A 20137-nucleotide genomic window follows, 5' to 3' on the forward strand; every position below is an offset into this window, starting at 1 on the left:
AACGTAGTCTATTATATCAAAGGACTGACGTTCTGTCAAGAACTTTTTTATCAGCTTTTCTTATTTCTTCTGACGAGGCAGAACCCCGTTTCAAAAGGCTCTGTCAGAACCGCTGACTTGATTAGTATACTATACCCCACGGAATAATGCAAGTGCTTTTTACACTTTTTTTAAATTAATTTTATCTACCTTCATGCTGCGTGTCCAGGTTGAGGAACAGCGTGAACTCGTTCTTGAAGTAGAGCTTGACCGACCCGACAGGGCCGTTGCGGTGTTTGGCCAGGATGACTTCTGTAATGTGCTGGTTCTCCGTTTCCTTATCGTAGTAATCTTCGCGGTACAAGAAGGAAACGATATCCGCATCCTGTTCCAGGGCCCCCGATTCGCGGAGGTCACTGAGCATAGGCCGTTTATCCTGCCGGCTTTCGACACTGCGGCTGAGCTGGGACAAGGCGATGAGCGGTACTTTCAGTTCCCGCGCCAGGGCCTTGAGGGACCGGGAAATCTCGGAGATTTCCTGCTGGCGGCTTTCGGCATTGCGCCCCTGCATGAGCTGCAGGTAGTCGACGATAATCAGGTCCAGGCCGTGTTCCGACTTGAGGCGCCGCGCTTTCGATCGCATTTCGGCGACAGAGATGCCCGGCGTATCGTCGATGTAAATGGGCGACTCATAAAGCTTGTCGCAGGCATCGGTCAGGCGCGTCCACTCTTCATCGCTGTTGAGCTGGCCTGTGCGCAGTTTCTGCGAGTCGATATGGGCGATTTGGCAGAGCAGTCGCTGGACTAGCTGTTCCTGGGACATTTCCAGGGAAAAGAAGGCTACCGTCTTATGCTGACGGACGCCGACGTTCTGGGCGATGTTCAGGGTAAAGGCCGTCTTGCCCATACTCGGACGGGCAGCGACCAGGATCAGGTCCGACGGCTGCAGGCCTGACGTCATGCGGTCCAGGTCGCGGAATCCCGTCGGCAGGCCGGTGAGGCCCGCTTTATTTTCATAGAGCTTGGTGATCTTGTCCAGGGTCACTTCGACGACGGCGCCGACGGAAGCGAAATCGCCGCGGTTCTTTGTATCCGACAGCTGGAGAATGCGCCGTTCGGCATCGTCCAGGAGGGCTTCCGTTTCCTTTTGGCCGTCATAGGCTTCCGTCGTCAGTTCGGTACACGTCGAAATGAGGTTGCGCGCCAGGGCCTTCTCGGCGACGATATTGGCGTAATATTCGATATTGGCCGCTGACCCGACCAGGTTCGGCAGGTTCAGGACGTATTCGAGACCGCCTACATCGTCGAGCTTCTTCATGCGTTTCAACTCGTCCGGCAGGGTGATGACGTCGATTTCTTTATTTTCCCGATGGAGGTGTTCCATGGCCTCGAAGATGATGCGATGGACGTCGCGGTAAAAATCCTGGGACTGGAGCTTTTCCATAGCGACGATGACGGCATCATGGGATAAGAGCATCGCCCCCAGGACGGCTTGTTCCGCCTCTACGTTCTGCGGTGGAATCCGCTGTTCCATATTAGGTTCCCTCCTGTTCGACCAACATCAGTTTCAGTACGTCGTCGATGGTGACGGCATAGTGGATATTCAGGCCTAAATGGCGTTCCGGGATATCATGAGCATTTTCTTTCGGGATGATGATTCCTTTCATGCCAGCCTGACGGGCGCCATAAGCCTTTTCAAAGACGCCGCCGACGGGCTTGACCTGGCCCTGGATGGAAATTTCCCCGGTCAGGGCCATGTCCTGGCGGACCGGCTTGCCTGTGATGGCCGAGATGAGGGCCGTCGTAATGGCACAGCCTGCCGACGGGCCGTCGATATTGCCGCCGCCGACGAAGTTGATGTTGACGTCGTAATCGGACAGTTCCTTACCGGTCATGCGGCGGACGACAGCGGCTGCGTTGAACATGGAGTCCTTGGCCATGGAACCGGCCGTATCGTTGAAGCGGTAATACCCCTTCCCCGGCGCCCGCGCCGGAAAGGCGACGGCTTCGATTTCAATGGCCGAGCCGAGGTAACCGGCGACGCCGAGGCCGAAGACCTTGCCGACGACAGGCGTATCGCTGGCCTTTTCCGTCACATAAGGCACGAGGCGGCTGATCTGGGCGACGCGGCGGACGTGGTCGCAGGTGATGCGCACGTGGTCCTTGGAGCCCGATTTAAAGACAGACAGGCCATATGTATCGGCCAGGATGTTGACGGCCTTGCGGCCTTCGATGGTGAACTCACTGATCAATTTGGCCACGCCGTCTTCCAGTTCCGCCCCCAGCTGGGCAGCGGCATTGGTGACAATCTGTTCGATATCCGACGGGATGAGGGGTTCAAAGAAGATTTCAGCGCAGCGCGACCGGATGGCCGGATTGATTTCCGACGGGTCCCGCGTCGTCGCACCGATGAGGATGAAGTCGGCCGGAGCCCCTTCGGCAAAGAGTTTCTTGATATACTTCGGCACATTCGGGTCGTCTTCGTCGTAATAAGCCGATTCAAAACGGACCCGCTTGTCTTCCATGACTTTCAGCAGCTTGTTGAGCAGCATCGGGTCCACTTCCCCGATTTCGTCGATGAAGAGGATGCCGCCATGGGCTTCGGTGACCAGGCCCGGCTTCGGTTCCGGGATCCCCGTATCGGCCAGGTCGCGGCGGGCGCCTGATAAATCGGGTCGTGGACCGAACCGATGAGGGGGTTGGTCATATCCCGCGAATCCCAGCGCAGTGTCGTCCCGTCCGTTTCGATAAAGGGCGCATCAGGGCCAAACGGTGTAAAGGGCAGCTTCTTGGCTTCGTCGAGGACGATGCGGGCAGCCGTCGTCTTGCCGACGCCAGGCGGTCCGTAGAGGAGCAGGTGCTGCGGATAGACAGACGATAACTTGCTCTGCATGGCTTCCACGGCCCGTTCCTGGCCGACAATAGCCCGGAGCTGTTTCGGCCGTACCCGTTCCATGACCGATTCCGTAAGATGGACGTTTTCCAGGTCGTCCAATTCCTTGAGCTTGCGCTTGGTCTGCGGCGTTTCGACGTCGTGCAGTTCTTCCTTGATGAGTTCCATCTTGATTTCCCGCACGTATTCCTGCTGTTTTTCATCCATGCGCTGGCTGATTTTCTTTTCCAGCCGTTCTTCTACGGCCTGACGGGCCAGCATCTCAGCCAGGACCATTTCCAGTTCATTGAGGACGTTGATGACTTCATCGTCATCGGGTACTTTATCATACGAGACGTCTTCATAGATGAGGCGCTGCAGTCCGACCAGGCGCTGGCGCGGGTCTTCGGAATGGATGTACGACAAGGCAGAGTACTTACTGGCCCGGAGGACCATCTTTTCAGACCCTATAAGACCAGTAAAAGCGCCATAAAGCACGTTAACCTGACGGCGAAGTTCTTCCTCCGCCGTCGGTTCGAGGTACTTATGGCGCTGTAATAATTTGTCCAATAATTCTTTCATTGTATCCCCTTATGGCTTATGATCAGCCTTCTACAACGTGTATTTTGATGACACTGGTAATCGTCGGATGGACGCGGATGGTAACATCGTAATCGCCGAGCGATTTAATCGGATCCTTGATTTCTACTTTTTTCTTGTCCAGGTCGATATCGTACTGGGCCTTGGCCGCTTCGCTGATAGTCTTGCCCGTAATGGCACCGAAGACTTTGCCGCCTTCGCCGACTTTAACGGGAATGGTCAGTTCGACTTTCTTCAGCTGGCTGGCCAGGATGACGGCTTCATCCGAAGCGACCTGGGCCTTATGCTTGGCAGCGGCTTTTTTCTGTTTGGCATCGTTGAGGTTTTCCGATGTGCCGGGAGCGGCTAATTTACGGGGCAGGAGGAAGTTGCGGCCATAGCCTTCCGATACTTCGATGATGTCCCCTTTCTTACCGAGTTTCTTTACATCCTGTAATAAGATTACTTTCATTTTTCATCAATCTCCTTGTCTTTATCTATGATTTCATGGAGGGCTGCCATGACGTCCCCCTGGGCTTCGACCAGGGTCCGGCCACGCAGCTGGGCACCGGCAACGGTACGGTGGCCGCCGCCGCCGAGAGCTTCCATGACTAATTGTACATTGATTTCGCCTTTCGAGCGGGCGCTGACACCGATGCAGTCATCGGCCAGATAATAGAAAGTGAAGCTGGCTTCGACGCTGTCGATGTTGATGAGCATATCCGCTACCTGGGCGGCGATGATGGTGGCATTGCGCTGACCCTTGGGGCAGCTGGCCATGGCGACGCCGTCGCTGATTTGGGCACCGGACAAGATGAGGGCCCGGTCCTTGACGGTATCGAAGTCAGAGCTGAACAGTTCGCGGACGATATCCGGATCCGCTCCGCAGCGGCGCAGATACGACGCGGCGTCGAAAGTGCGCACGCCGGTCTGGACGGCGAAGTTCTTGGTGTCGACGATGATGCCGGCATAGAGGGCCGTCGCTTCGATCTTCGTCAATTCTACATCTTCCTGGAAATATTGCAAGAGCTCCGTCACCAGTTCGCTCGTCGAAGAACTCGACGTTTCCGTATAGGTCAGCAAGGGCTTCTTGATGAAGTCCGAACTGCGGCGGTGATGGTCGATGACGACGCGCCGGTCCGTTTCGTCCAGCAAAGCCGGGGCTACGGTCATGTCCGGGCGGTGCGTATCGACGATGAACAGCAGGGTCTGGCTGTTGCAGATGTTCTCCGCCGTTTCTGCCGAAATGAGCAGGTCCTTGAAATCGGGATTATCCATGATCTGATCTTCCAGGCGCCGGATGGCGTCGGTCTGATTGCTGACGACGACATGTACCGGCTTGCCTGCCAGGCGGGCCATGTGGGCTACGCCGACGGCAGCGCCGATGCTGTCATAGTCTTCCCGTTCATGTCCCATGACCAGGACCATATCGCTCGTATCGATGAGTTCGTGGATGGCCTGGGCGACGACGCGGGCCCGGACGCGGGTATTCTTTTCGACGCAGCGCGTCTTGCCGCCGTAGAAGTGAGGCGATCCGTCCTCTTCATAGACGACGACCTGGTCGCCGCCGCGGCCCAGAGCCAGGTCGAGGCCGGCCCGGGCTTTCGTAGCCAGTTCGTTGAAATTGGCTTTGCCCGCCGCAATGACGTCGCTCGGGAAGAGGGCGATGCCCATGCTGAGCGTCACGGGGATGCGGTTGACCGTATGGATGGAACGGATTTTTTCCAGGAAAGAAAAGTTATCTTCCTTATAATATTCCAGCGTATCCCGGCTCATGCAGGCAATGTACTTCTCATTGCCGTAAGCCCAGATAAAGCAATTATGGCCGGACAGCTCGCCGATAAGGCAGTTGTTGACGTTGGTCACCAGCGTAGCCCGCTGGACAGCCGTCATCCCCTTGGCAACTTCCTCCAGGTTGTCGATCTCGATATCGCAGAAAACGGGGACAGCAGCCAGGGAATTCAGCTTCTGCCGTTCCGTATCGGTAATGTCTTCAAAATAGAGGATGAGGTAATTGTCATCGTCAGCGGCTTCGGTCTGCAGATACTTGTAGACGACGCGGTAATAGCGTTCGCCGATGTGTTCAAAGAAATATCCCGATTTCCCCCAGAACTTATCGACTTTCAAGTTCGGCATGATGTGGTCCAGCTGCTGGTCGTTGTCGATGTCGCCGACCCAGTCTCGGAAGACGCTGTTGGCCCAGCACAAGTTGGACTGCATGTCGATGATGGCAATGCCGATAGGCAGATTCTGCACGGCATACGTCGAAGCCTGGTCGACGCTCTTGGAGATGGCATCGAAGAACTGGCTGATTTCCCGGTTGCGTTCGTTATGGTTCTTGCGGGTCAGGACATAAGCCCCGCCGATGAGGATCAGGGCCAGCAAGGCGATGACCCAATTATATACGGCAATGATGATAAGCAGCAAGACGGTAATCAGGAAGAAAGGTTCTTCCGACCGCCTTGACAGCAACGTTTTAAACATGGTTCCGCCCCCTGCGTACTAAAGCGTACGACCTTTTTTTCTATAATTCGTGAGCATGTCGAAGATGCCGGCTAAAAAGGCAGCATACGAAAAAACAGGCATGACAAAAAATGAGATGAGGATCAGGGCCTGAAGGCCATTCCCTAAACGGAAACGGCTGCTGAGGAGATAAAAGACGAAGGCAATTCCCTGGATACAGATGAAGAAGAAGGCAATCTGATTGAGATTCATGCCGATGATATTGAGCCAGGTAATATCCCGTGTCACTCCCCAGTATTTCATGACCAATGCCAATATATATAAGTATATCATACTACGGGGTATTTCCCAATAACGAATAGGCAAAAACGCCTTGAGCGAAAAGCCGAGACGGCGCAGGATGACCTGGGAAATCTTGATGTTCGCGTAGGCGATGATGGCCGTCCCCAGACAGAGGAACATGGGCAGCAGCGACGGCAGCACCTCCCGGACCTGGTTGAGCTGGGCCCGCGTTTCTGCCAATTTGACGTCAGACATGCCCTGCTGCTGGTACTGGGCCATCATGCTGTCCATGAACTGCGTGAAGAAATCGTTCATCTGGGTAAAGACGTTGACGTCGAGGACAACATAGGACAATAGGGCGATGACGACGAAGACGGCGACCAGGGCCGCTGTAACCGTCCCCAAGAGGCGTACAGCCGACCATTCATAGCGAAAGCCAGCTCCCAGGGCCAGGCCGACGGCACCGAAGCTCAGGAATTGGACCAATGCCGTCACCGGGTCGATGAACAACCCCATGAGGAAGCCTACGGTCACGCCCAGCAGCAAGGTCTGGCGCAGACCGTATTTCATGAAAATGATGACCATGGGAATGGGCATGATGAAATAACCAATAAAAGAAAAAATCGGCACGTATGTACTGAGAAGCGCAAAGACCAGCATAATGGCGGCAAAACAGCCGGCCGTCGTCAGCGGGGTGACACGCCTCTGCTCCATAACAGTTCCCCCTTTCGTCGGGACTGAGAAACAGCGGAGGCACGAGATGCCTCCGCTGTCACAGTAACAAATATCAAATTATACTTCCATGATGATCGGCAGGATCATCGGACGACGCCGTGTCTTTTCATAGAGATAACGGCTCAGCGTATCGCGGACCTGGGACTTGATGACAGCCCATTCGCGGATATTACCGGCTTCGCAGCGTTCGAGGACGGCGGCGACGCGGTCATGAGCTTCGCGGAGCAATTCTTCCGAATCGCGGACATAGACGAAGCCGCGGGAAACGATATCCGGGCCGGCCAGGGGATGGCTCGTCCCTTTGGCCAGGGTCATGACGACGATGACGACACCTTCCATAGCCAGCTGCTGGCGGTCGCGGATGACGATGTTGCCGACATCGCCGACGCCGAGACCGTCGATGAAGACGCGGCCTGCATTGACATGGCCTGTCTTATGGCCGGAACGGTTCGAGAATTCAAAGATCTGGCCGTTGTCGCCGATGAGGACGTGGTCCTTGGCAACGCCCATCATGACGGCCAGGTCGCCGTGCGTCTTGAGCATGCGGTATTCGCCGTGGACAGGGATGAAATACTTCGGTTTGATCAGTTCCAGCATGAGCTTCAGTTCTTCCTGGCTGGCATGGCCGGATACGTGGATTTTCTTATCCCGGCCGGCGATGACATTGGCACCGAGGCGCATGAGGTTATCAATGGTGCGGCTGACACCGGTTTCATTGCCCGGGATAGGCGTAGCCGAAATGATGACTGTATCGCCAGGCATGATGCTGACGCTGCGATGGTTGTTGGAAGCCATGCGCGACAGGCCGGCCATGGGTTCGCCCTGGCTGCCCGTCGTCAAGATGAGGATCTGGTCATCGGGATAACGGTTCAGTTCATCCGGTTCGATGAGGACACCTTCGGGAACGTCGAGATAGCCCAGTTCAATGGCAATCTGGACGTTGTTGACCATGCTGCGGCCGAGGACGGTGACTTTGCGCTTGAACTGCACTGCCGTATTGATAGCCTGTTGGATACGGGAAATATTCGAGGCGAATGTCGCCAGGATGATACGGCCTTTTGCAGCGCGGAAAGCCTTGCGGAAAGCATGGCCGACAGTCGTTTCCGATTCGGTGTAGCCCGGCCGTTCGGCATTGGTGCTGTCCGACATGAGCAGCAGGACGCCGCGGCGGCCTAATTCAGCAAATTTATGGATGTCCATCTGACGGCCATCGACTGGCGTCAGGTCCATCTTAAAGTCGCCTGTATGGACAATGGTGCCTATGGGAGTCCGGAAATACAGGGCACTGGCATCCGGGATGGAGTGGTTCGTATGGATGAAGCCGACCTTCATACAGCCGATCTGTACTTCATCACCATGATGCACTTCATTCAGTGTATAATTCGTAATGTGATTTTCTTTCAGTTTCCCTTCGATGAGGCCGCATACGAGCTTGGTGGCGTATACGGGCACATTTACTTCATTGAGCAAGTAGGACAAACCGCCGATATGGTCTTCATGACCATGGGTGATGACGACGGCCCGTACTTTGTCCCGGTTTTCAATCAAGTAACTCATGTCCGGGATGACGAGGTCGATGCCGAACATGTCGTCATCCGGGAAGGCCAGGCCGGCGTCGATGACGATAATATCATTCCCGTACTGGATGACCGTCATATTCTTGCCGATTTCACCTAAACCACCTAAGGGAATTACCATGAGTTTTTCTTTTTTAGCCAAAATATACCTCCTAAAAATAAATATAGTTGTATCCGTTCCAACCGGAGCCCGGCAGACCAGGCTGCAGGTCTATCCTATATGTAGATATAACGAACAGTAATGGATTTTCTTCCTTCTATCATATTTTCCGTTATTTCCGGGACTCTGTCAATAATCTATCGTCTCTTTTTGTGAAAACTCTTAACTTTTCATAAAAAATTTACATTTATTTTGCCGATTTGATGACTTTTTCCGGCACGGTCAGCTGTGTTCCCTGGGGCAGGGCCGTGCAATCGATGGTCAGGCTGACTTCGCTCATTTTGATGAACGACTGGGCTACGGCCTTGTCGGCGTCACTGCGGCCATATTCATCGACCAGCGTCAGGGCCAGGCTGCGCAGCTGGTCCGTCAAGGGCAGGGAGATGCGGGAAATGCGCTTCGTCGCCGGGTCGATGGTGACGACCGTCGATAAGTCGCCGCACTGCTGCAAGCCCTGGAGGACTTTGGTCATGACGCGGATCTGTTCGGCCGTCATGCCGTTTTTCTTCCACTGGGCCTGGTCGGCCGGATTATAGATATGGGAAGCGTCGAAGACGACGTTGTAATCATTGCCGCCGGCAGCGGTGACTTTTTTCACGCCAGCCAGGACATTGTAGTCCTGACGCAGGTAATCGGCCAAGGGCTTGCTGTCCTTCAAATCATAGCTCTTCTTTTCCCATTCATCGCCATCTTCCTGGTAATAGACGTCGATTTTTTTCCCGTTCTGGACGGCATAGGCTTTCCCTTCAGGGACTTTCTTCATCGTCGTCGCAGCAAAACCCGTTACCTTAGCCTGGGACTGGATGACGAAAGGCCGTTCCTGGACGTCGATATTGTTGACGACGGCCCCTTCGCCGACAAAGGGCATCTTGAGGCCCAGTTTCAGCGTATAAGAGCCCTGAGGATGGGCCGCCATGTTGCGGGCCGCTTCTTCATATGTTGCCTGCGGTGAAGCAGCCAGTGCCATACCGCCGATCGATGCAGCTGCCATGACCAGGCAGCACATTTTCTTCCAAGAATGTGTCAATCTCATTTTGTCCACCCTGCTTTCTTATATAATTCATAAAAGTGATGAATCGGGCCATGGCCCTTGCCAATGGGTTCAGCATGGGCAATGCCTTCAAAGACGTACTCTTTCGCCGCACCGACTGCGTCTGGCAGACTCAGGCCATTGGCCAGGTTCGAGGCGATGGCGCTCGATAAGGAGCAGCCTGTCCCATGGGTACTCGTGCTTTCCAGGCGTTTCCCCTTATAATAATGAAAATCATGGCCGTCGAAGAGGATATCCGTCGCATCGGCAATGCGATGACCGCCTTTGACCAGGACGGCTTTGGCACCCATGGCGGCAATGGCCTTGGCCGCTTCTTCCATGTCGTGCAGGCTTTCAATGGATTTCCCTGTCAGCACTTCGGCTTCCGGCAGATTCGGCGTCAGGACATCGGCCATGGGAAGGAGGACTTCCTTCAGCGTCTGTTCGGCTTCCGGTACCAGCAGGCGATGGCCGCTGGTAGCAACCATGACCGGATCGATGACGATATACGGCGGCTGGTATTGTTTCAATTTATCGGCGATGACGCGGATCGTTTCAGGTACACTGACCATGCCGATTTTGACGGCGTCGACGTCGATATCTTCAAAGACCGCATCGATCTGCGAAGCAATGAGGTCCGGCGTGATGTCCATATAGCCGCGCACGCCCTGGGTGTTCTGGGAAACGACGGCCGTAATGACATTCAAGGCAAAGCAGCCGTGGGCACAAAAAGTCTTGCAATCCGCAGCGGCACCGGCTCCGCCAGAAGGATCCGTCCCGGCAATGGATAATACATGTTTCATCATGAGTACAACCTCCAATTTATTCTTTGTAAGAAGGTCCCAAAAATTTCAAGGCCTTCGGATGGACATAGAAAAGCAGCGATGCCGAACCGATGCGGCCGCCGTGGACGTCGAAGTCGAACAGGGCCATGCTGCCCGTCTTGAAGTCGACAGCCGTCCCCGTCCAGGCCTGAGCCCAGCGGTCAAGGAACGGCGAATGGCCGATGATGCACACGACATCAGCTGTTTCCCGGCTCAAAATCTCGTTGTATACGGCGACTAAGTCACCAGAAGCGATGGCTTTATGCGTATGGAACTGCTCAATAGGCAGATGCTTTTCTAAATAAGCGGCTGTCTGACACGTCCGCACGTATGGGCTGACCCACAGGGCCGTTTTCCCCGACGGCCACCATGACGAGGCCCATTTCGCCATGGACGAAGCCTGATTACACCCTTTTTCAGTCAGTTCACGCAGTTTATCCGGCTGATGCAGATCAAAAGGCTGGGCCTTTCCGTGACGCATTAAACAAACATACATAAACTACTCCCCTTTTATGTACCCCTTTTATTCGGCAACATGCTCCAGGCCGACGTCGAGCAGCGTAAAGACATGGGCATCGGCCAGCGAATAGTATACGGTCTTGCCGTCCCGGCGGAACTGGACCAGCCGGGCATCGCGCAGGATGCGCAGCTGATGGGACACAGCAGACTGGCCCATACCGAGTTCATCGGCAATATCCCGGACGCAGACTTCCTGATTCATGAGGACGCGCAATATGCGCAGCCGTGTCGGATCGCCGAGGACTTTGAAGACATCGGCCAAAGGCTGGATATATTGTTGTGAAAGTTCCGGTGCTCGTCGTTTCAATGCAATCGCTCCTAATGCTGTTTATCACTGTCTGTCTTAATCGTTTTATTATAGCACACTTTTCACATATACTGCTAGAGGCGTCACAAATAAGGCCCGCACAGGTACAGACAAGGTAAATGAATTATGAAGGAATTATAAAAAGTCCTAAAAAGGCGTGAAATGTCCTGGCAAAAGCCTTTCCTCTAAATCAAAAATGCCCTATAATGATAACAAAATCGCAACAAAATACTTTTACTTAGGAGTGAATGTCATGAATGAAACCATCCATACCCTCATCACGCGGCGCAGCGTCCGCAAGTACAAAAAGGCCCAGATCAGCGATGAAGACTTGTATCTGATTCTCCAGGCCGGCACCTATGCAGCCAGCGGTCGTGGCCTGCAGCCCTGTACCATCGTCGTCATCCAGGATACGGATACCCTGGCCCGCCTGAGCGCTCTCAACGCCAAAATCATGGGCACGACGAATGACCCCATGTACGGCGCCCCGACGGTCCTCCTGGTCCTGGCCGACATGGAAAAATCCCCCAACGCCTGGTCCGACGGCTGCCTCATCCTGGGCAATCTCATGAATGCCGCCGCTTCCCTGCACCTCGGCTCGTGCTGGATCAACCGGGCCAAAGAAGAATTTGAAACGCCCGAAGGGAAAGCCCTCCTCAAAGAATGGGGCCTGCCGGAACACCTCGTCGGCGTCGGCCACTGCATCGTCGGCTACGGCGACGGCCCGGAACCGGCCGCAGCCCCGCGGAAACCGGATTTCATTAAATTTGTTAAGTAAATAGTGGTTAGTGGCTCGTAGGGGCGCCCCGTGGGGCGCCCGCAGACCGCAGTTCGCAGGCCGCAGTTCGTGGCTCTCCTCATAGGAGAGCTGTCAGCAAAGCTGACTGAGAGGTTGCTTTTTCTTTTTTATAAATTTAATAACAACCACTACTAGAAAAGGGACTATCGTATGAAGGCTTATACCATCATGCGTAGTCCCTTTTCTAGTAAGGCCCGCCACGTGGGCGACCCGTTAGGAATTTGGGTGATGCTCCTAGCAAATGACCACTAACCACTAACCACTAACCACTAACCACTAACCACTAACCACTAACCACTAACCACTAGCGATTATCTCCCCTTCTTACATTCCGGGCAATAGCCGTAGAGTTCCAGGCTGTGGCCGACGATGTCGAACTGTGTCTTTTGGGCCACTTCTTTTTCATAGTCGCTGAGCGGACAATGAGCTAGATCCACGACTTTATGGCATTGTAAACAGATGAGCCTGTGTGTATGGCCGGGACGGCGGAGGGAAAAGCCGTATTTCCCTTCATCGGGGAGGAATATCTTTTCTGTCAGTTTACGCTCTGTAAACATTTCCAGGATGCGGTACACTGTGGAAAAATTGACTTTACATCCTTGTTCCAACAGGGCTGCATAGACGGTTTCGACGGTCACGACACTGGTTTCCCGGCTCAGGATATCCAGGACGCCGTTGCGGGCCTTGGTACTCTTCAGGCCATGTTCGCGTAAACAGGCTTTATAATCGTCATTCATGGACGGCGCCTCTTTTCTTGCAGGGAAAAGACACATTCTTTATAGGCAATGACCAGAAGCAGCATGGCAACTGACGTCAAGGCCGTGACGCCGCCAGGCGCAGCATCGATGTAGTACGACAGCAGCAGGCCCGACAGAATGTCGATGAAGCTGAAGACGACGGAGTAAATGAGGGTCCGCCGGAAGCCTTTGCGCAGCTGCAGGGCCGTCGCCACGGGCAGGGCGATGAGGGAGCTGATGACCAGGATGCCGACGATGCGGATAGAAACGGAAATCGTCGCCGCTACCAGGACGGCAAAGATATAGTTGATGAGCTTGCTGCGGACACCGGCAATCTGCGCTCCGTCTTCATCAAAGGTCAGCATGACCAGCTGGGGATAGAGTCTGGCAATGACGGCCAGGGAGATGACGCTGAGGGCGACGACGGAGTAGACATCGCCCGTCGACACGGTGAGGATACTGCCGAACAAGAAGGATTCGACATTCGTGTGGACCAGGCCGGCACTGATGATGGTAATGGCAATGCCCACGGAGAGAGATAAGATGATGACCAGGATGAGCTCGGCATAACGGCGGAAGCGGCGGCGCAGGACTTCGATGAGGATGCCGAAGAAACTGGTCAGGCCAAAGGCGCTGAGAACGGGGTTCCAGTCAAAGAGGAGACCCACAGCCACGCCGGCCAGGGACGCATGGGACAAGGCGTCGCCAATCATGGAATAGCGGCGCAGGACCAGGAACATGCCGATGAGCGGGCAGACGATAGAAATGAGCAGGGCTACGATAAAAGCATTCTGCATAAAGGCATATTCAAACATTACTTATCCCCTCCCATCGTGCTGATACATATTCATCGAGATATGCCTTGGGCGAGCAGAAATGGCCGCGGCCACCGACGACGTGGAACATCTTCGTCGAATTGCGGACAGCGAATTTCAGATTGTGTTCGACCGTAATGACCGTGACGCCTTTATTTTCATTTAAATCCTTGATAAACGGGTAGAGCTCTTCCTGACTGCGCACATCGATTCCCGTCGACGGTTCATCGAAGATGAGCAGGTCCGGATGGCCCATGAGGGCCCGGGCGATGAGGACCTTCTGGCACTGGCCGCCGGACAGGTTGCCGATGAGCTGGTCCTTCAGGGAATAGACATTCATCTGTTCCAGGCAGTCCCGGATGATTTCTTTATGCTTCAAGTGCAGGACCTGGCGGTAACAGTTGAGGACTTCCCAGACCGTAATCGGGAACTGGCTGTTCAGCGTCTCGAAGCGCTGGGGCACATAGGCCCGATGGCGATAGGTATTGGAAATGGACCCCCAGCTCGGCGACAACAGGCCCAGGATGAGTTTGATGAGCGTACTCTTGCCGCTGCCGTTTTCACCGACGACGGAAATATAGTCGCCGTCGCGGATGGTCATGTTGACATCTTCTAACAGGTACTGACCGTGTTCATAGGCGAAATAAACGTGCTGTAAATCAATCATAGCTTGCCTCCCTTGTCGTAGTCTCGAGCCCTTATTATAGCCCCGTGAAAACGAAAATGCAAGGCATTTGCAAATAATTGACAAAAAAAGGCGCCCGTGATACGATGGACGCCATAGGAGGTCTTATCAATGTTGTTACATACCCTCAACCGCCTGGCCCGTTACGGCATGGTCCTGGCGGCCTGCTTATGCATCATCGGCCTGGCTGGCTGTGGTCCCGCCGCCGATGTCCCCGATGACGGGAAATTAAAAGTCGCTGTCACTTTCGACGCTCTGAAAGAGTTCACTCAAGCCGTAGGCGGTGATAAAGTCGATGTTTACACCCTCATCCCCGATGGGACAGAGCCCCATGAATTCCAACCGACGACGCAGACTATTAAACATCTCGGTAAATCTCAGCTCTTCGTTTACAGCGGCCTGGGCATGGAACCGTGGGCCCCTAAGGTCGTCGAAGCAGCCAAGAATACATCCCTCCATACGGTCAATGCCTCGCAAGGCGTCACGCCCATCGCCCTGACCGATGAGGAAGATGTCAAAGAACACGGCGCCTACGACCCTCACATCTGGCTGAGCCTGGTAAACGCCCAAATCGAAGTATCTAACATCGCCGCCGCCCTGGCTGAAGCCGACCCGGCCAACGCCGACTATTACCGCAACAATGCGGCGAATTACAAAAAACAGCTCCAGGCCCTGCAAGACGAATATGCCCGCAAATTCGCCAGCGTTCCCCGCAAGGATTTCGTCACCGGCCACGCTGCCTTTGCCTACCTCTGCCGCGACTTCGGCCTGACCCAGCACAGCGTCGAATCCGTCTTTTCCAGCGGCGAACCCAGTGCCCGCCAGCTGGCCCGCCTGGCCGACTATTGCCGGGCCAACGACGTGCGGACCATCTTCGTCGAAGACATGGTCAGCCCGAAAACGTCAGAAACCCTGGCCCGTGAAGTCGGTGCCCGCGTCGAAACGATCCATACCATCGAAACGAGTGAAGATGACGAATCCTACCTGGATCGCATGCGCGACAACCTGGAAAAGATTTATGCCAGCAGCCTGCGCTAAAATGGCAAAAAATAAAGTAACCATGGAGAAGAATATGAAACATAAAACATATAAAGCCGCAATTTTTGATATGGACGGTACCGTCCTCAATACCCTGGAAGACCTGACCAGCGCCTTGAACCACGTCTTAGCCGAAACAGGTCACGACCATGCCTATGGGACAGCCCAGGTCCGCCAATTCTTCGGCAGCGGCGTCCAAGTGGCCATTACCCGCGCTTGGCCATTGAAAAGGGGATTGCCTCTTACGAACAGCTGGAATACGTCGGCCAGGACGGCGATACGATTACACCGCGTGTCGATGCCCAGGAAGTCCGCCGCATCCAGGACATCTTCCGTCCCTACTATGCCGCCCACTGCGCCATCCAGACGGGAGAATACACCGGCATCAGCCAGCTCCTCCGCCAGCTCCGGGCCAATGGCATCCAAACGGCCGTCGTCTCTAATAAACCCGACCCGGCCGTACAGAAACTGACAGCCGACTATTTTCAGGACCTCTTCGATCTCTCCCTGGGCGAACAGCCCCAGATACGGCGAAAGCCTGCGCCGGACATGGTCCTCAAAGCCTTGAAAGACTTAGGACTCACGCCGGAACAGGCTGTTTACATCGGCGATTCTGAAATCGACATCCAGACCGCCAAAAACGCAGGCCTGGACTGCATCAGCGTCACCTGGGGTTTTCGTTCCAAAACTTTTTTGAAAGCCCACGGTGCCCGCTTCCTCGTCGATACGCCGGAAGAAATCGCCAGGTTCTTTTAAAAAACTAGCGATTATTCTCCCTCAGGTACGAACCAAAGGCCATTATTGTTTTTCTTCATATACTCTTTGAATTCGTCGGAATGGTATGCATCGGCAATATCTTTGACCCATTGTGCATCTTTATCTTTATCCTGGACAACGAGCTGTAACAGGAGATGCGGTAAGATATCTTCTTTAGCCAAAGCCGTCTGAGGATCGATTTTAGCATTGTAAATGATAGCGCCAGTGATGACAATGTAACTGAAATCACTGCGTACAGATGGGATAGTTAAAGATTTCATTTCTGTAAATTTCAAGTGATGCGGATTTTCTACGATATCCTGCTGGGTAACTGTCGACAAGTCTTTATTGGGATCCAATTTAATCCAGCCGATTTTCTGGATCAGGGCATAAGCACGAGCTGTATTAGAAGCATCGTTTGGAACGGCAATCGTATCGCCATCAGCAACCTGGTCCAAAGAAGTCTTAGAACCCGGGAAAATACCGGCCGGAACAGTCGGAATCGGCGTAATAGCCGCTAAATGGCCATTTTGTTTTTGATTAAAGTTTTCCATATAAGCCGTATGCTGTTCAACGTTGAAATCTACTTCACCTTCATTCAAAGCTACATCGGCCTGCAATAAATCAGACATATCCTTACCGGTAACTTTATAGCCTTTCTTTTCCAAAATAGGCTTAATTCCCTTTTCAAAGAGGTCGGAATACGGTCCCTGAGACTTACTGTACGTCAGTTCCTTTTTGTTGGCGCTAGATGCATTATTGCTGTCGCTGCCACAACCGGCAAGAAAAGCAGCGCCCATGATGACGGCCATCGCAATGACACCAAATTTTTTCCATGTTTTCCATTTCATATGAATACCCCCTAAATGAACATCCCTATATATGATAAGTGTGCAACCTTAATGATTGCGCGTCTTATAGGCAAAATGATTGCCAATGGATTGAATGATTTGTACAAAGATAACTAAGATGACGACCGTAAAGAACATGAGCGGCGTATTCAATCGTTCATAGCCATAGGTCAAAGCTAAGTCACCGACGCCACCGGCCCCAATGACACCAGCCATAGCTGTCGCTCCGATAAGGCCGATAGTCCCAGTCGTAATCGATAGAATAAGAGAGCTTTTAGCTTCAGGAAGCAGAAAATACCAAACGATTTCAAAATAAGACGCTCCCATGGACTGCGCCGCTTCCACGATCCCCTTGCTGACTTCCAAAATGGAATTTTCAAAAAGCCGGGTCAAGTAAGGCGCAATGAAAATGACCAGTGGAACTAAAGCCGCTGTCGTCCCAATACGAGTCCCAACAATCATTTTAGTCAATGGCAAAATAAAAACCATCAAGATGATAAACGGGATACTGCGAATAATGTTGATAACTGTATTGAGAACAGTATAGACATATTTATTCTTCAAAATGCCATCATCATTAGTCAGCACCAGGACAACAGACATGATAATTGCCAAAATAGTCCCTAAGAATAACGAAACGAAGACCATATATACAGTCTGTTCTGCCGCCAAAATAATCTGCGACATAGGCACACCTAAATCAATCATTACAAATCAACCTCCTGCCACTGAACCTGCTGTTCATCAATGTATTGAATAACCTTGGCAATCTCTGCATCATTCCCAATAATCTGAAGGATGAAGATACCAAGAATCGTCTTTTGTAATTCATTGACTGATGCAAAGAGGATATTCGTCTGGACGGAAAAGGTTTTGTTGATATGATACATAAGGTGGTCTGTCGCATTATCGCCAAGGAAACGAAGTTTCAAAATTTTATAATTATCTTTTTCTTCATGAATCTTGGCAACGACAGACGGCGGAATCTGGTCGGGAATAACCGTACGGACAAATTTTTTAGTCATATCCTGCTGAGGATTACTGAAGACTTCCAGCACAGATCCTCTTTCTACGACTTTACCATGTTCCATGACGGCCACACGATTGCATAGACGCTGAATAACTTGTATTTCATGCGTAACGATAAGCATGGTAATATTTAACTCTTTATGAATCCGTTCAAGGAGCTGCAAAATCGATTCCGTCGTTTCCGGATCCAGTGCACTTGTCGCTTCATCGCATAAGAGAATAGACGGATCCGTAGCCAGTGCGCGAGCAATGCCAACACGCTGCTTTTGCCCGCCAGAAAGTTGACCCGGATAAGCATCGGCCTTATCCGCCAGATTGACGTATTCCAAAAGTTCCATGACCTTTTTATGCATCTTGTCTTTATCCGCTTTATTAAGCCGTAAAGGAATAGCTACATTGTCAAAAACGGTCCTCGAGTCGAGAAGATTGAATTGCTGAAAGACCATACCAATGGATTTGCGAAGTTTACGCATTTCATTGTGAGAAATTTTACTCAAATCTTGGCCGTTGATTTCTACATGACCTTCGGTCGGCATTTCTAGGCCGTTGACCATGCGCAGCAGCGTCGATTTACCTGCACCGCTGAACCCGATGACGCCAAACATATCTCCGTCATCAATAGTCAGTGATACATGCTGTAATGCTTGTGTCGTAACACCTTTGCTTTTAAAGGTCTTGCTGACATCTTTAAATTGAATCATCCCTTGCTGCTCCCTTCTTGCTGAATCTGTTCTACTGCCTGGCAGGCCAGTTCAGCCATATATTGTGAAGCCGGATATAGTGCGGCTGGATTTACCTTGAATTTAGCATTGTGATTCGGGTAGGAATGGCCAGTCCCGACAAAAACAAAATAGCCAGGTACCTTATCGTAATAAAAGGCAAAGTCTTCGCCTCCCAGTGACGGGGCCATCGGTTGTTTATCAAAGCCCTGTTTATCAGCTACCTTACGGGCTAAGATTCCCCAATGAGCATCATTAATCAATGCCGGCGGCCCTGGAATCCAATGGACTTCGGCCTTGGCGCCATAAGCAGCAGCGGTGGAAGAGGCCAAGGATTCGATATGATTGCGAATAGCCTGCCGCCCTTCTTTACTCATACTCCGCGTCGTACCTTCAACAAAAGTTTCATCAGGAATGACATTCCAGTTGTGACCGCCTTCAATATGGGTAACGCTGACCAAAGTAGCGGCGAAGGGATCCATATTCCTGCTGACCACAGTCTGGACAGCACCGACAAAAGCAGACGCTGTTACGATGGGATCGATACCTTTATCCGGATGAGCTGCATGGACGCCCTTGCCATGAAAAGTAATACGAAAAGCATCGACAGCCGCCATGGCCGGACCATCGATGATCCCCATTTGACCGACATCGAGAAGGGGCGTGCAGTGCATTCCAAAAATCGCATCGACATCATCAATAATGCCCGTTTCAATGATTTTCAAGGCTCCGCTCGGACCTTCTTCTCCCGGCTGGAAAATAATACGGATAGTTCCTTGAATATCGGCTTCCCGTGCTTTCAATAAATAAGCTGCCCCCAAAATAGAAGCTGTATGGAAGTCATGTCCGCAAGCATGCATACAATCGGGATGTTCTGACCGATGAGGTACGTCAGCTTTTTCCGTAACCGGCAGGGCATCAATATCGCAGCGGATAGCAACAATAGGATGTTTTCCTGTTCCGACCTCTGCAACGACGCCCGTCTCCAAAGGCAGATTCAAAATATGAAGCCCGCCTTTTTGTAAGTCTTGACGGATCCGTTTGGTCGTCTCTATTTCTTTAAAAGATAGTTCCGGATGACGATGGAACCATTGAAATTCATCATGAATATATTGATTTATGTCCTGTATCATTCATAACCCCTCTTTCTCATTTTCTCTATATCCTTCTGTGGATATACAAACAGGCCACCATCTCCTATGACAGAGACGGTGGCCCGCGGTTCCACTCTGTTTACAGCCAAAACTGTATCTCATAACCGTGTAACGCCGGTCAGACGCAGCTGCATACTAAATTCCGCAGCCATGCAACCAAAGGCATTCCATCCTGTTTCCCAACGATGCAGGCTTTCAGCCCCAGACCTGCACTCTCTGACGCAGTA

19 protein-coding genes and 2 pseudogenes are annotated in these 20137 nt (G+C 52.6%); 4 read left to right on the plus strand and 17 right to left on the minus strand.

Annotated features, from left to right (window positions below):
- Nucleotides 1-181 precede the first annotated feature (181 nt).
- From dnaB to NM10_RS11175, 10 genes and pseudogenes are all read right to left on the minus strand, one after another.
- The gene (gene dnaB / locus NM10_RS11130; protein ID WP_020311653.1) at nt 182-1513 is read right to left on the minus strand and encodes a replicative DNA helicase; all 1332 of its coding nucleotides are present in this window, start codon (nt 1511-1513) and stop codon (nt 182-184) included.
- A gap of 1 nt (nt 1514) precedes the next feature.
- Nucleotides 1515-3433 (minus strand): annotated as a pseudogene (gene lonC / locus NM10_RS11135) (Lon family ATP-dependent protease).
- Nucleotides 3434-3455: 22 nt separating this feature from the next.
- Nucleotides 3456-3902 (minus strand): 50S ribosomal protein L9, encoded by a 447-nt coding sequence (gene rplI, locus NM10_RS11140; protein WP_020311654.1) that lies wholly within the window; start codon nt 3900-3902, stop codon nt 3456-3458.
- Nucleotides 3899-5914, minus strand: coding sequence for a DHH family phosphoesterase (locus tag NM10_RS11145; protein ID WP_020311655.1), 2016 nt, complete (start codon nt 5912-5914; stop codon nt 3899-3901). The genes rplI and NM10_RS11145 overlap by 4 nt, the downstream gene beginning before the upstream one ends.
- An 18-nt stretch (nt 5915-5932) precedes the next feature.
- Nucleotides 5933-6889 carry a YybS family protein gene (locus NM10_RS11150; protein WP_020311656.1) on the minus strand — a complete coding sequence of 319 codons (957 nt, stop codon included), beginning with the start codon at nt 6887-6889 and terminating at the stop codon, nt 5933-5935.
- A 78-nt stretch (nt 6890-6967) separates the two neighbouring features.
- A complete protein-coding gene (locus NM10_RS11155; RefSeq protein ID WP_020311657.1) occupies nt 6968-8629 on the minus strand; it encodes a ribonuclease J in 1662 nt (553 codons plus the stop codon).
- Nucleotides 8630-8834: 205 nt separating this feature from the next.
- Nucleotides 8835-9680 (minus strand): hypothetical protein, encoded by an 846-nt coding sequence (locus NM10_RS11160; protein ID WP_020311658.1) that lies wholly within the window; start codon nt 9678-9680, stop codon nt 8835-8837.
- Nucleotides 9677-10483: a bifunctional hydroxymethylpyrimidine kinase/phosphomethylpyrimidine kinase gene (thiD, locus tag NM10_RS11165; protein ID WP_020311659.1), complete on the minus strand. Its 807-nt coding sequence runs from the start codon at nt 10481-10483 to the stop codon at nt 9677-9679. Before thiD ends, NM10_RS11160 begins: the two co-directional genes overlap by 4 nt.
- A 16-nt stretch (nt 10484-10499) precedes the next feature.
- Complete coding sequence (locus NM10_RS11170; protein WP_020311660.1) at nt 10500-10982, minus strand: SixA phosphatase family protein; 483 nt, start codon at nt 10980-10982, stop codon at nt 10500-10502.
- A gap of 42 nt (nt 10983-11024) precedes the next feature.
- Nucleotides 11025-11327: an ArsR/SmtB family transcription factor gene (locus NM10_RS11175; RefSeq protein WP_020723714.1), complete on the minus strand. Its 303-nt coding sequence runs from the start codon at nt 11325-11327 to the stop codon at nt 11025-11027.
- Nucleotides 11328-11580: 253 nt separating this feature from the next.
- Here NM10_RS11175 and NM10_RS11180 point away from each other — a divergent pair, with 253 nt between their 5' ends.
- Nucleotides 11581-12105, plus strand: coding sequence for a nitroreductase family protein (locus tag NM10_RS11180; protein ID WP_020311662.1), 525 nt, complete (start codon nt 11581-11583; stop codon nt 12103-12105).
- 332 nt (nt 12106-12437) lie between these two features.
- Here NM10_RS11180 and NM10_RS11185 read toward each other — a convergent pair whose 3' ends face one another.
- From NM10_RS11185 to NM10_RS11195, 3 genes are read right to left on the minus strand one after another with little or no spacing between them, the layout of a single operon-like run.
- On the minus strand, nt 12438-12863 hold the full coding sequence (locus tag NM10_RS11185) for a Fur family transcriptional regulator (protein WP_020311663.1): 426 nt from the start codon (nt 12861-12863) through the stop codon (nt 12438-12440).
- Nucleotides 12860-13678 (minus strand): metal ABC transporter permease, encoded by an 819-nt coding sequence (locus NM10_RS11190; RefSeq protein ID WP_020311664.1) that lies wholly within the window; start codon nt 13676-13678, stop codon nt 12860-12862. The genes NM10_RS11185 and NM10_RS11190 overlap by 4 nt, the downstream gene beginning before the upstream one ends.
- Nucleotides 13671-14345, minus strand: coding sequence for a metal ABC transporter ATP-binding protein (locus NM10_RS11195; protein ID WP_020311665.1), 675 nt, complete (start codon nt 14343-14345; stop codon nt 13671-13673). The genes NM10_RS11190 and NM10_RS11195 overlap by 8 nt, the downstream gene beginning before the upstream one ends.
- A gap of 129 nt (nt 14346-14474) precedes the next feature.
- Between NM10_RS11195 and NM10_RS11200 the strand changes: the two genes are divergently transcribed.
- From NM10_RS11200 to NM10_RS11205, 3 genes and pseudogenes are all read left to right on the plus strand, one after another.
- Nucleotides 14475-15401 carry a metal ABC transporter substrate-binding protein gene (locus tag NM10_RS11200; protein ID WP_020311666.1) on the plus strand — a complete coding sequence of 309 codons (927 nt, stop codon included), beginning with the start codon at nt 14475-14477 and terminating at the stop codon, nt 15399-15401.
- A 70-nt stretch (nt 15402-15471) separates the two neighbouring features.
- Nucleotides 15472-15519 (plus strand): annotated as a pseudogene (locus NM10_RS15070) (hypothetical protein); the annotation flags it as partial.
- A 59-nt stretch (nt 15520-15578) separates the two neighbouring features.
- Nucleotides 15579-16157 carry an HAD family hydrolase gene (locus tag NM10_RS11205; RefSeq protein WP_256378991.1) on the plus strand — a complete coding sequence of 193 codons (579 nt, stop codon included), beginning with the start codon at nt 15579-15581 and terminating at the stop codon, nt 16155-16157.
- Between the two features lie 11 nt (nt 16158-16168).
- Here NM10_RS11205 and NM10_RS11210 read toward each other — a convergent pair whose 3' ends face one another.
- Genes NM10_RS11210 through NM10_RS11225 form a run of 4 tightly spaced genes read right to left on the minus strand, consistent with a single transcriptional unit; the run spans nt 16169 to nt 19889 of the window.
- Entirely contained in the window at nt 16169-17008 is an 840-nt protein-coding gene (locus NM10_RS11210) for a MetQ/NlpA family ABC transporter substrate-binding protein (RefSeq protein ID WP_020311668.1), read from the minus strand.
- Between the two features lie 48 nt (nt 17009-17056).
- Nucleotides 17057-17716, minus strand: coding sequence for a methionine ABC transporter permease (locus NM10_RS11215; protein WP_020311669.1), 660 nt, complete (start codon nt 17714-17716; stop codon nt 17057-17059).
- On the minus strand, nt 17716-18738 hold the full coding sequence (locus NM10_RS11220) for a methionine ABC transporter ATP-binding protein (protein ID WP_020311670.1): 1023 nt from the start codon (nt 18736-18738) through the stop codon (nt 17716-17718). The genes NM10_RS11215 and NM10_RS11220 overlap by 1 nt, the downstream gene beginning before the upstream one ends.
- Nucleotides 18735-19889, minus strand: coding sequence for an amidohydrolase (locus NM10_RS11225; protein ID WP_071601857.1), 1155 nt, complete (start codon nt 19887-19889; stop codon nt 18735-18737). The genes NM10_RS11220 and NM10_RS11225 overlap by 4 nt, the downstream gene beginning before the upstream one ends.
- Nucleotides 19890-20137 lie beyond the last annotated feature (248 nt).

The organism is Megasphaera sp. NM10, assembly GCF_000417505.1.
In the GTDB taxonomy this organism is placed as follows: Bacteria; Bacillota; Negativicutes; order Veillonellales; family Megasphaeraceae; genus Megasphaera; species Megasphaera intestinihominis.